Origin of the sequence: Nocardioides sp., from assembly GCF_051876515.1 — a bacterium.
Lineage (GTDB): Bacteria > Actinomycetota > Actinomycetes > Propionibacteriales > Nocardioidaceae > Nocardioides.
Genome location: NZ_JBJEHY010000120.1, coordinates 1 through 10,775 on the forward strand (window position 1 = coordinate 1; position 10,775 = coordinate 10,775).

Sequence of the window (10,775 nt, forward strand, 5' to 3'; positions counted from 1 at the left end):
ACACGACCGGGGCCGGCTCGGTGGACCCCACGCCCATGCTGGGGGACATCAACACCGCGGGTGCCGCCCTGCGGTCGTGGGTCCTCAACCTGCACAAGGAGCTGGAGCCGGAGGGGATCCAGGCCGCCCACGTCGCCATCGGCGCCTGGATCGGGGACCGCGCACCGGAGGGCGTGCCCGGTGCCACCGCCGACGAGATCTCGGCGGTCTACTGGGACCTGCACGTCCAGCGCGACCGCGCCGAGGTGGTCTTCGTCCCTCAGGTCGACTGACACGACCGTGGACGACGTGGCTGCCTTCGAACGGTTCGGAGGCAGCCAGCCACCAAGCCCGTGTGCGGGATTCCGCCCGAAGGCCCTCTGTCCCACCCATCGAGTGCCATACTCGAAGGGATGACGACCTCAGCGCGCCCACACCTGGCCAGCAGCCCCTTCCAACCCGATCCCGAACCGGTCATCGAGCAGTTCGAGCTCGACGACACGGTCTCCCACGACTCCCACGGGCTGGGGCGTGTGATCCAGGTGGAGCCGAGCGCCGTCCTGGTCGACTTCGGCTCCCACAAGGTGCGCGTCACCAGCCCCTTCCGCAAGATGTTCCGGCTGTAGCCCCACCGACCCGGTGGGGCGGGGCGGCGTCGCACCGCCGCTCGCGACGTCGGCGGCTCCACCTAGTCTGGGACCTCACGATCCCGACAGAACGAGGCCCCATGGCTGCCAGCCGCTCCGCCCGCCAGCGCAAGGCGCAGACTGACGCCGGGCCCCTGGCCGTTGTCAGCATCACGGTCGGAGCCGACGACCAGTTCGTCTACAAGATCCACTGCACCGCGTGCACCAGCCCCCGCCCCGGCAGCGGCGACCGGGCATGGGGCACGCACCGGCGCGGCGAGGACAACGGCTACATGGCCGCCATGGACCGTTGGATCCTGCACCTCGTGGACCGGCACCCCGGCACCGATGCGCCCTGCCTGGCCTACCTGCCCGAGGCCCAGCAGCGGTTGCACGAGCGTCGGACCCGCGCCAGCAGCTGAGTCACCGCGCGACCCTGCCGACGTTTCCGTCCACCGGCACCCCAGGGCGCCGAGCCACGAGGCGGTTGCCAGACTGCGGCCATGTCCGCCACTGAAATCGGCCTGTCGGCCTTCACCCGCCTCGCGCAGGCCCGCCACAGCTGCCGCGCCTTCCTGCCCGAACCGCTCGAGGCCGACCTCGTGACCGACCTGCTCGACGTCGCCGGCAGTTCCGCGTCGTGGTGCAACGTCCAGCCCTGGCAGGTGGTCGTCACCGGCCCCGAGGAGACCGAGAAGCTCCGGTCGTTCCTCGCCGAGCGGATCCCGACCTCCGCGGGCGGCTACGACATCACCCCGCCCGCCTCCTACGAGGGCGCGCACGCCGAGCGTCGCCGCGGCTCCGGATTCGCCCTGTACGAGGCCGTGGGCGTCGCCCGCGACGACAAGGCCGGCCGGATGCAGCAGGCCTGGCGCAACTTCACCTTCTTCGACGCACCCCACGTCGCGGTCCTCACCGCCGACGCTGCCTTGGGCCCGTACGCCCTGGTCGACTGCGGCGGCTGGCTGAGCACGTTCATGCTGGCGGCGACCTCAGCCGGCGTGGCCACCGTCGCCCAGGCCGCCATCGCCAGCCAGTCCGGCCTGGTCCGCGAGTTCTTCGACCTGCCCGAGGACCGCCACGTGGTCTGCGCCATCAGCTTCGGCCGACCCGACCCCGAGCACCCGGCCAACCAGTTCCGCACCGACCGCGTGGGCGTCGAGACGTACGCCGGGCTGCGGGGGTTCACCTCCTGAGCGCCACGCGGACCGTGCCCCGGGACGTCACCCCGACGTGTTGGTGACCCCCTCGTACAGCCCCACCTGGTTGCCATCGGGGTCCTCGAAGATCGCCCACCAGCTCGTCTCGGAGATCGGGGACTTCTCCATCACGACCCGACCTCCGTTGTCGACGACCGCGGCCAGGGTCTCCTCGATCGAGTCGACCTCGACGTACGAGCGGGGTTGGGTGAAGTCGTCCGAGCGCGGCGCCAGTCCCCCGCCGCTGACCTCGTTGGGCGCCTGCCACATCGGGTAGTCCTCGAAGCCGGGCGGTGCCTGGATGTTCCAGCCGAACAGTGTCCCGTAGAACGCCTTCGCGCGGTCCATGTCCGCGACCGGGATGTCGATGTGGGTGATGTCTCCGTGCGGCATGCGTGCCTCCTGGTGGACGAACCTCCATCCTGCACCCGCGACCGCTAGGTGTCACTGGCCAGCGCTCCGGACCCCGTGAAAGGTCAGAGTCGGGCGGCCACGAACACGGGCCGAAGGGCCCTGCCGCACCACCGGCGACGGTGCTCCACTGGAATCAGGGACTCGGCCCGAGACAGGGCGCCACCAGGATCCTGATCGGGCCCCGCCTGCGGAACGGCGACAGCGCGCGAGGCGCGCTCGACCGCCTCCGCACCGTGACTGGGTCCGGGTTCGTCAGGGGGCCCGGACCCACCCTCATCCCAGCGCGAACTCGACCTTCCGCTTCACCGGGTCGGCGGTCACCAGCGTGACGGTGACGTCCTCGCCCACGGGCAGGCGGGACTCCGAGGTCACCGTCGCCTCGATCGCCGGGTCGGTGATCGTCACCGTGCCCCGTGTGCCGGTCTTCTCGTCGGCGTCGAGCACCACGCCCTCGAACGACTCCCCGACCCGGGACTGGAGCAGCTCGGCCTCGGCGAGGTTGAGGATGGCGTTCTCGTACGAGTTGGCCCGGCGCCCCGACTCCCGCATCACCTCCGGCAGCGCGGGGAGCCGCACGCGCACCCACGCCGGCACCTCTTCACCCGCCGACACCGCCAGGCAGACCTCGGTCGCGTACCGGTCCACCAGGCGCCGCAACGGTGCCGTCACGTGCGCGTACTCGGCGGCGATGGCCGCGTGTCTGGTCTGCTCGGGCAGCTCCCCGTCGAACGCGGCGTAGCCCGATCCGCGCAGCAGCCGGGTGCAGGCCACCACCATCGCGGCGTGGTGCGGCTGGGTGGGGTCGAGCGACCGCACGAACGCGGGGTAGTCGACGTCGCGGGCCCACTCGATCCGCAGGGCCCTGGCCGTACGACGCAGCCGCTCCACGTCGCGCTCCTGGGCCGGCGGGAGCGTCCGCAGCAGCCCGACCTTGGCCCCGACCATGAGGGAGGCGGCCGCCATGCCCGTCAGCAACGAGATCTGCGCGTTCCAGTCCTCCACCGGCACCAGCCCGCGGAAGCTCAGACGCAGGTGTCCGGGGTGCTCCTCCGACTCGGCGATCTCCTGCTCCGGCAGCGGCAGCGAGACGCCGCCCCGGGCCTGCTCCTGGGCGATCCGCAGCTCGCCGACCTCGCGCAGCAGCTCGACGACCTCAGGCGCCGTGCCGGCGTCGAGCTGCTCCTGCACCGACTCGTAGTCCAGCTGTGCGCGCGACCTGACCAGCGCCCGCTCCACCCGTACGGCCGTGGTCGCGCCAGCGGCGTCGAGGTCGATGGTCCACAGGACCGCGGGCCGCACCGCGTCGGGCAGCAGCGAGCCTGCGTCCTCGGAGATCGCCTTGGGGTGCAGCGGGATCTTGGACGAGGCGCCGTACAGCGTCTCGCCGCGACGGTTGGCCTCCAGGTCGACGGCGTCGCCCGGGGTGATGAACGCGCCCAGGTCGGCGATCGCGTAGTGCACGCGGAACCCGTCGCCGGCCCGCTCGATGTGCAGGGCCTGGTCGAGGTCCCGGGCTCCCGGCGGGTCGATGGTGACGAACTCCAGGTCCGTACGGTCCAGCTCCGGCAGTCGCGGGGACGCGGCAGAGGCCGCCGCCACCCGCTCCACCTCGTCGGGGAACGCTGCCTGCACCCCGAGCTCAGCGGTGATCTCCTCGATCCCCGTGCGCAGCTGCTCGGCGAGCACGCTGTCGGGGGCGGGCCTGACTGTCAGTACGCGGTTGCTGGGCACCACCGCACCCTAGCGGCTGAGCACCCCACCGGTGCCGCCTACGCTGGGCCCGTGCTGATCCTGCTGCCGCCCAGTGAGGGCAAGTCCGTCCCCGCCCGCGGCAAGCCGCTCGACCTGTCCGCCCTCGGCTCTCCGTCCCTCACCCCCGCGCGGGAGAGGGTCCTGGACGCGCTCGTCGCCCTCTCGGACTCCCCCGACGCGGCGGACGTGCTGGGGCTCGGCGCCACCCAGGCGCACCTCGTCGACCTCAACGCCGAGCTGCGTACCGCACCGACCGCGCGCGCGGAGTCGATCTACACCGGCGTGCTGTACGACGCCCTCGACCTGCCCACGCTGAGCACGGCCGCGCGACGCCGCGCCACCACCCGGGTAGCCGTGGTCTCCTCGCTCTTCGGTCTGGTCCGGCCGGGCGACCGGATCCCGTCGTACCGGCTGTCGGGCGACGTGAGCCTCCCCGGCATCGGCCCCGTCGCCGGCGTCTGGCGCGAGGCCTTCGGCGGGGCCGTGACCGACGCGCTGGGCACCGGGCTCCTGGTCGACCTGCGCTCCACCACCTACGCCAACTTCTGGCGGCCCGACGCCGACGTGGCGCGACGCACGGCCACCGTGCGCGTGCTCCACGAGGTCGGCGGCAAGCGCAAGGTCGTCAGCCACTTCAACAAGGCGACCAAGGGTCGTATCGTCCGCGCCCTGATGGAGGACGGCGCCAACCCGCGTACGGTCCCGGCGCTCGCCGACGCGCTGGGCGCGCTGGGGTGGAAGGTCGAGATGGGTACGGCCACGCCCAAGGGCACCCAGCTCGACGTCGTCGTCACCGACCTCTGAGGTCGCCCTGGGCCACCGTTCCGCGACGCCCGGGCCGGGGGTCACAGACCCGACTCGTCGGTCCTGACCAGGATCCGGCTGCACTCCTCGCAGCGGACCACGGAGTCGGCCGGAACGGCCTTGATCCGGGCCAGCTCGGCGTTGTCCAGCGTCAGCTGGCAACCGCCGCAGCGGCGTGCACGCAGCTCGGCGGCCGCGAGGCCACCCTTCTGGTCGCGCAGCCGGTCGTACAGGGTCATCAGGTCAGCGGGCATGCCCTCAGCGGCCGGGGCGCGCTTCGCCAGCACCTCGGTCAGCTCCGCGTCGATGCCCTGCCACGCCTCGTCACGCGTGCCGATCAGGTCGGCCAGCTTGGCGTCGATGTCGCTGACCCGGATGTCGAGGCCGTCGTGGACCTGCTGGGCCTCCTCGAGCTTCTCCATGATCTCGAGCTCGGTGTCCTCCAGCGTGCCGATGCGCCGCTCCAGCGACTCCAGCTCGCCCTGCATGCGCTCGAGGTCCTTGGGGTTGGTGATCAGCCCCTGGTCCATCCGGTCGCGGTCGCGCTGGCGGCGGGCCTTGACCTGCTCGACGTCGGCGTCGGCCTGCTTCTGCTCGACGGTCAGGTCGTCGACGACGATGCGGGCGTCGCGGAGCTGGTCGACGATGCCGAGCCGCTCCTTCTCCAGCGTCGCGATCTCGGCGAGGACCGGGAGGCTGCCGCGCTGGTGGCGCAGCTGGCTCACGCGCGAGTCAAGCTCCTGCACGTCGAGGAGCCTGCGCTGGACGGACGGGTCGGCCTTCAACCTGATCTCCTCAGGGGTGGGAGCGTGCGATCACTTGCGGAACTGCCAGGGATCGGTACGGAGCGTGCTCACGTGCGTGTCGACCTTATCGCCCCACGCCTCCGCCAACCGAGCCCGCACCACGGGCAGCCAGGTCCACTCCGCCGCCCAGTGCGCGACGTCCACCAGCGCCGGCCCGGTGCCACCGTCGAACTGCACCTGCTCCAGGTACTCCGAGGCACGGTGGTGCTTGAGGTCGGAGGTGACGTACACGTCCACGTCGGAGCCGGCCATCCTGTCCAGCAGGAAGTCACCCGAGCCGCCGCACACCGCCACCCGGCGCACAGTCCGGCCCGGGTCCCCCGCGACCCGGACACCGTGCGCGGTCGCGGGCAGCACTGCGGCCACCCGCTCGGCGAACGCGTCGAGGGTGAGCGGCTCGGTGCTGCCGATCCTCCCGGTGCCGGTGGTGGCCGTGCCCGGGTCCGCGAGCTCGACCACGTCGAAGGCCGGCTCCTCGTACGGGTGGGCGGCCAGCAGGGCGCGCACCACGGCCGCGCGTCGTCCACGCGGCAGGACCGCCTCGACGCGGGTCTCGGGGACCACCTCCAGCTCGCCCACCTCCCCGACGGTGGGCGTCGCACCGGGCAACGGTCGGAAGCGCCCCTCCCCGGTCGTGGAGTACGTGCACGAGTCGTAGTCGCCGACGGCTCCCGCGCCGGCCCCGGTCAGCGCCTCCCGCACGGCGTCGGCGTGCTCGTGCGGGACGAAGGTGACGACCTTGTCCATCGCACCCGTGGGTGCCGGGAGGATGGGAGCAAGGTCCTGCAGACCCAGTGCCAGGGCGAGCGCCTCGGAGACCCCGTCGACCGCCTGGTCGGCGTTGGTGTGGGCGGTGAGGAGTGCGCAGCCACCGGCGGTCAGCGTCTGCACGACCCTACCCTTCGGGGTGGTGGCCGCGACCGAGCTCACCGCACCGAGGAACAGCGGGTGGTGCACCACCAGCAGGTCGGCACCCCACGCGACGGCCTCGAGGGCCACGTCGTACGTGGGGTCGACCGCGAAGGCGACCTTGCGGACCTCGGCGGACGGGTCGCCACAGACCAGGCCCACCGCGTCCCACGACTCGGCGGTGGCGGGCGGGTACCACTGGTGGAACAGGTCGACGACCTCGCGCAGACTCGGCATGCCAGCAGGCTAGCCACTGACCGTGCCGGCCCGCCCACCCGCCGGTGCGGTCGCCATCCTGGCCGGCAGCGACGAGAATGGTGGGTGCGTGGCGCACGGCCTCATGAGAGAGCTCTCATGCGGCTCTCACCCGGTTTCCACGCATCGCACGGAGGATGGGGGCATGAACGTGTGGTGGAAGTGGCTCGTCGCGGTCGCACTGATCGTGCCCCTGGCCGCCTTCGTGGCCGGCCGGGTCGCCGCCGACGACACGACGCCGCCGCCCCGCGACCCGGTCGTGATCGAGTCCACCCCGGGCACCACGTCGCCCACGGAGCCGACTCGGCCGACCGGGTCCCCGACGAGGACCACGAACTCCCCGCCCACGACCGTCCACGCCACCCCGGACGACGTCGATGACGATGACGACGATGACGGGCGCGACGACGACGACTGGGACGACGATGACGACGAGGACGACGATTGACCGCACCTGACCCCCACGGTGACGCCCGGCTGGCTCGGCCGGGCGTTTCGGTGCGTACACGTATCACCGCCGCCGTCGCAGCCCTGGTCGTCGCTGCCCAGATCGCCACGGGCGTCCTGATCTACGCCGTGGAGGCGCGCCGCATCGACCAGGCCGTCCACTCCTCGGTCGACCAGGAGCTCTCCGAGCTGGTGCGGTTCCAGAGCGACGGCAAGGACCCCGAGACCGGGGAGCCGTTCACCTCCTCCGAGCGCCTCCTGCGCGTCTTCCTGGAGCGGAACCTGCCCGGCCAGGACGAGGTGCTCATCGGGTGGGTGGGGCGTGTCCAGTACATCTCGGCCGGGTCGAACGCGTCGCTGACCCGTGACCCCACGGTGCTGGAGGCGATCCCCGAGCTCGTGCGTTCCGGCTCGCAGGCCACCGTGGAGAGCCCCCGGTACGGAACCGTGCTGCTCACGGTCCAGCCGATCAGCGTCGACGGCAACCAGGACGACGGGCTGGTCGTCGCCGTCCTCATGGACGAGGCGCGCGCTGAGCTCCGCGACCTGATGCGGACCTACATCCTCGTCGCGCTGCTCTCACTGGGGATCATCGTGGCCGTCGCCTCGCGCGTGGCGGGGTCGCTGCTGCGGCCCATCCGTGGACTCAACGCCGCCGCCCGCCGCATCTCCGCGACCGACCTGTCGGCCCGTCTGCCGGTGCAGGGCAACGACGACATCACCGCCCTGACCGTCACGACCAACGAGATGCTCGCCCGCCTCGAGGAGGCGTTCACCGCGCAGCGCGACTTCCTCGACGACGCCGGCCACGAGCTCAAGACGCCGCTGACGGTGCTCCGCGGGCACCTGGAGCTGATGGACGGCGAGGACCCGGCCGAGACCCGGGAGACCCGCGACCTGCTGCTGGACGAGGTCGACCGGATGTCACGCCTGGTCCAGGACCTCATCCTGCTCACCAAGTCCCGCCGGCCCGACTTCGTGGTCCGTGCCGAGGTCGACCTCGCCGACCTCACCCAGAACGTGTTCGCGAAGTTCCAGGGGCTCGGCGACCGTGCCTGGGTGCTGGACGACGTGGCTCATGAGACCGCGCACCTCGACGAGCAGCGGATCACCCAGGCGTTGCTCCAGCTGGCCGACAACGCCGTCAAGCACACCGACCCCGGTGGCGAGATCGGCCTGGGCTCCGAGGTCACCGACGACGAGGTCCGGCTGTGGGTGCGAGACAGCGGCGACGGCATCCCCGCGGAGGTGCGTGACACGGTGGTGCAGCGCTTCGGCCGCGGCACGGTGCGCGAGGGCGACGAGGGCTTCGGTCTGGGCCTCTCGATCGTCTCCGCCATCGCGGAGGCCCACGAAGGCTCCCTCGTGCTCGACGACTCCACCGACTCCTCGGCTCGTACGATCGGAGCCTGGGTCGAGCTCCGCCTACCCCGAGGAGGACGCACGTGGCACAGATCCTGATCGTCGAGGACGAGGCACGGATCGCCTCGTTCGTCGCCAAGGGACTGCGCGCCGAGGGCCACCAACCCACGATCGCCAGCGACGGCCCCAGCGGTCTCGACGAGGCGCTGTCCAACCGGTTCGACCTGATGGTCCTCGACATCGGTCTGCCGGGCATGGACGGGTTCGAGGTGCTCGACCAGCTGCGGTCCCAGGGCAGCAGGATGCCCGTCATCGTGCTCACCGCCCGCGACTCGGTCACCGACACCGTGGCCGCGCTCGACAGCGGCGCCGACGACTACATGGCGAAGCCGTTCCGCTTCGCCGAGCTCATGGCCCGCGTGCGGGTACGGCTGCGCCAGGCCAGCGAGTCCGGGTCCTCCGCGTACGAGGACGTCCTGACCATCGCCGGCGTACGGCTCGACCGTCGTACCCGTCTGGCACAGGTGCGCGGCACCGACGTGGACCTGTCGGCCCGCGAGTACACGCTCCTGGAGATCTTCATGCTCAACCCGGGCCAGGTCCTGACCCGCGAGCAGCTCCTCGACCACGTGTGGGGCTACGACTTCGACCCCGGCAGCAACGTCGTGGACGTGTACGTCGGCTACCTGCGCAAGAAGCTCGGCAGCGCCGCCATCGCCACCGTGCGGGGCGTCGGCTACCGCTTCGCCACCTGACGCGACGACCTCCCGACCCACGAGGGGCCGGGAGGTCACAGGCGTCCGTACGCCGGGGTTCAGCGCACCTTGAAGGTGAGCCTGCCCACGGGCTGGCGGGCCAGCACCGGGGCCAGCGCGTCGGACACCTCGGCGGGGGCGGGACGCTTGGCGGGGTCCTTGGCCAGCATCGCCAGCACCACCTCGACCACCTCGGCCGGGACGGTGTCCGCGACCGCCCCGGGCTCGTCGAGCAGCTGGGGGTACTGCTGGGTCAGCTCGGTGGAGTTCAGGTCGCCGGCGGCGAAGGGCCGGCGCCCGGTGACGGCGTGGAAGAGGGTCGCACCCAGGCCCCAGACGTCGCTGGCCGGTCCCGGCTCGCCGTACTCCCCGGGTGCCGCCTGCTCCGGCGCCATGTAGGCGTCGGTCCCGATCGGCACCCGCAGCCGTGCCGCGTCCTCGACGGTCCGCGCGACCGAGAGGTCGATCAGGCGCGCCGGGGCGCCCATGATGATGTTGCTCGGCTTGACGTCGAGGTGGGTCCACCCGAGGCGGCCGAGGTAGTGCAGCGCCGAGGCGACGTCGATCGCCAGCGGGAGGTACTGCTGCTCGGTGAGGGGCCCGTACCGCCGGATCAGGGACGACAGCCGGGGCCCGTCGACGTGCTCGAGGACGAGGTGGGGGCGGGGGCCTGCGTCGGCGTGACGCAGCCCCCGCACCACCACGGGATGGTTGACGGCGGCCAGGGCAGCCGCCTCACGATGCAGGCCCCGCAGGCTCGAGGAGTCCTCGACCTCGTCGGGGCGCAGCACCTTCACGACCACCGGCGCGTAGGTCTGCTCGTCGAAGGCCAGGTACGCCTGGTAGGCGTTGCCGCCACCGAGCAGCTTCATGGCCGTGAGGTCCTCGGCGATGGTCTCGCCCTCGCTGAGGTCCCAGCTGGACAGCGTGCTCATCAGGTCACTTCCCTCGTACGGAACGGGTCTGCGTCAGTGCCGTCGCGGGTCAGCGACGGGTGTCGTTGCGCGACTTGTCGTTGGTGTGGTTCGCGGAGTGGTCACGGGTGCGGGTGCCACCGTCGCGGGTCCAGTCCTTGGTCTTGTCGCTGCGGCTGAGGTCGCGGTCGCGGCTCACCGCGGTGAAGCGCGAGTTGGTGTTGTCGTTGGTGGCGCGCGAGTTGCCGGTGTTGGTGTTCTTGCTGCGGGTGTTCGTCGCGCCGGTCTTGTCGTTGGTGTCGTCGTCGTCATCGTCGGCGACCAGGACGATGTCGGCCGCGTCGTCGTCGCGCTTGGCCGCGTCGTCGTTGGCCACGGCGGCGCCCTGCCACACGACTCCCGTGGCGACGAGGCCGGCGGCGGTGAGCACGCCACCGGTCAGCAGGGCGGTGAGGGTCTTGCGAGCCATGGTGTTCTCCTTCGCTGCGCCAGGAGCCGTTCTCCCGGCTGGCAGGAACGACTCTGGTCGCAACCGGTGAGGCCCGGGTGAGGG

14 protein-coding genes are annotated in these 10,775 nt (G+C 71.9%); 8 read left to right on the forward strand and 6 right to left on the reverse strand.

The annotated features are described in order from the left end of the window. From ACI379_RS08725 to ACI379_RS08740, 4 genes are all read left to right on the forward strand, one after another. The coding region (locus ACI379_RS08725; RefSeq protein ID WP_439791696.1) for a hypothetical protein at positions 1 to 272 on the forward strand (272 nt) is incomplete at its 5' end. A gap of 120 nt (positions 273 to 392) precedes the next feature. After that, on the forward strand, positions 393 to 605 hold the full coding sequence (locus ACI379_RS08730; RefSeq protein WP_439791697.1) for a hypothetical protein: 213 nt from the start codon (positions 393 to 395) through the stop codon (positions 603 to 605). 101 nt (positions 606 to 706) lie between these two features. Continuing rightward, positions 707 to 1,027: a hypothetical protein gene (locus ACI379_RS08735; RefSeq protein WP_439791698.1), complete on the forward strand. Its 321-nt coding sequence runs from the start codon at positions 707 to 709 to the stop codon at positions 1,025 to 1,027. An 81-nt stretch (positions 1,028 to 1,108) separates the two neighbouring features. After that, entirely contained in the window at positions 1,109 to 1,801 is a 693-nt protein-coding gene (locus ACI379_RS08740) for a nitroreductase (protein WP_439791699.1), read from the forward strand. A gap of 27 nt (positions 1,802 to 1,828) precedes the next feature. On the opposite strand, the gene ACI379_RS08745 is transcribed toward ACI379_RS08740, so the two are convergent. Together ACI379_RS08745 and ACI379_RS08750 are read right to left on the reverse strand one after the other, a co-directional pair. Then, a complete protein-coding gene (locus ACI379_RS08745; protein WP_439791700.1) occupies positions 1,829 to 2,197 on the reverse strand; it encodes a VOC family protein in 369 nt (122 codons plus the stop codon). A gap of 294 nt (positions 2,198 to 2,491) precedes the next feature. Continuing rightward, complete coding sequence (locus ACI379_RS08750; protein WP_439791701.1) at positions 2,492 to 3,949, reverse strand: RNB domain-containing ribonuclease; 1,458 nt, start codon at positions 3,947 to 3,949, stop codon at positions 2,492 to 2,494. Positions 3,950 to 4,000: 51 nt separating this feature from the next. On the opposite strand from ACI379_RS08750, the gene yaaA reads away from it, so the two are divergent. Beyond that, entirely contained in the window at positions 4,001 to 4,774 is a 774-nt protein-coding gene (gene yaaA, locus ACI379_RS08755; protein ID WP_439791702.1) for a peroxide stress protein YaaA, read from the forward strand. A 41-nt stretch (positions 4,775 to 4,815) separates the two neighbouring features. Here yaaA and ACI379_RS08760 read toward each other — a convergent pair whose 3' ends face one another. Continuing rightward, positions 4,816 to 5,559 (reverse strand): zinc ribbon domain-containing protein, encoded by a 744-nt coding sequence (locus ACI379_RS08760; protein WP_439791703.1) that lies wholly within the window; start codon positions 5,557 to 5,559, stop codon positions 4,816 to 4,818. Positions 5,560 to 5,589: 30 nt separating this feature from the next. After that, on the reverse strand, positions 5,590 to 6,726 hold the full coding sequence (locus ACI379_RS08765; RefSeq protein WP_439791704.1) for a Nif3-like dinuclear metal center hexameric protein: 1,137 nt from the start codon (positions 6,724 to 6,726) through the stop codon (positions 5,590 to 5,592). A 163-nt stretch (positions 6,727 to 6,889) separates the two neighbouring features. On the opposite strand from ACI379_RS08765, the gene ACI379_RS08770 reads away from it, so the two are divergent. The 3 genes from ACI379_RS08770 to ACI379_RS08780 are packed head-to-tail and all read left to right on the forward strand — an operon-like array spanning position 6,890 to position 9,308. Continuing rightward, positions 6,890 to 7,192: a hypothetical protein gene (locus ACI379_RS08770; protein WP_439791705.1), complete on the forward strand. Its 303-nt coding sequence runs from the start codon at positions 6,890 to 6,892 to the stop codon at positions 7,190 to 7,192. Between the two features lie 50 nt (positions 7,193 to 7,242). Then, positions 7,243 to 8,652, forward strand: a complete 1,410-nt coding sequence (locus ACI379_RS08775) for a sensor histidine kinase (RefSeq protein WP_439791706.1) — start codon at positions 7,243 to 7,245, stop codon at positions 8,650 to 8,652. Then, positions 8,637 to 9,308 carry a response regulator transcription factor gene (locus tag ACI379_RS08780; protein WP_439791707.1) on the forward strand — a complete coding sequence of 224 codons (672 nt, stop codon included), beginning with the start codon at positions 8,637 to 8,639 and terminating at the stop codon, positions 9,306 to 9,308. The genes ACI379_RS08775 and ACI379_RS08780 overlap by 16 nt, the downstream gene beginning before the upstream one ends. 59 nt (positions 9,309 to 9,367) lie before the next feature. Here ACI379_RS08780 and ACI379_RS08785 read toward each other — a convergent pair whose 3' ends face one another. After that, complete coding sequence (locus ACI379_RS08785; protein WP_439791708.1) at positions 9,368 to 10,243, reverse strand: serine/threonine-protein kinase; 876 nt, start codon at positions 10,241 to 10,243, stop codon at positions 9,368 to 9,370. 49 nt (positions 10,244 to 10,292) lie between these two features. Next, on the reverse strand, positions 10,293 to 10,691 hold the full coding sequence (locus tag ACI379_RS08790) for a hypothetical protein (RefSeq protein WP_439791709.1): 399 nt from the start codon (positions 10,689 to 10,691) through the stop codon (positions 10,293 to 10,295). Positions 10,692 to 10,775: the final 84 nt, after the last annotated feature.

What these genes read in the sequence shown, in the direction of transcription:
- ACI379_RS08785 (WP_439791708.1), bottom strand. Translation starts at nt 10,243, where the DNA reads ATGAGCACGCTGTCCAGCTGGGACCTCAGCGAGGGCGAGACCATCGCC.
- ACI379_RS08745 (WP_439791700.1), bottom strand. Translation starts at nt 2,197, where the DNA reads ATGCCGCACGGAGACATCACCCACATCGACATCCCGGTCGCGGACATG.
- ACI379_RS08735 (WP_439791698.1), top strand. Translation starts at nt 707, where the DNA reads ATGGCTGCCAGCCGCTCCGCCCGCCAGCGCAAGGCGCAGACTGACGCC.
- ACI379_RS08770 (WP_439791705.1), top strand. Translation starts at nt 6,890, where the DNA reads ATGAACGTGTGGTGGAAGTGGCTCGTCGCGGTCGCACTGATCGTGCCC.
- ACI379_RS08765 (WP_439791704.1), bottom strand. Translation starts at nt 6,726, where the DNA reads ATGCCGAGTCTGCGCGAGGTCGTCGACCTGTTCCACCAGTGGTACCCG.
- ACI379_RS08730 (WP_439791697.1), top strand. Translation starts at nt 393, where the DNA reads ATGACGACCTCAGCGCGCCCACACCTGGCCAGCAGCCCCTTCCAACCC.
- ACI379_RS08740 (WP_439791699.1), top strand. Translation starts at nt 1,109, where the DNA reads ATGTCCGCCACTGAAATCGGCCTGTCGGCCTTCACCCGCCTCGCGCAG.
- ACI379_RS08790 (WP_439791709.1), bottom strand. Translation starts at nt 10,691, where the DNA reads ATGGCTCGCAAGACCCTCACCGCCCTGCTGACCGGTGGCGTGCTCACC.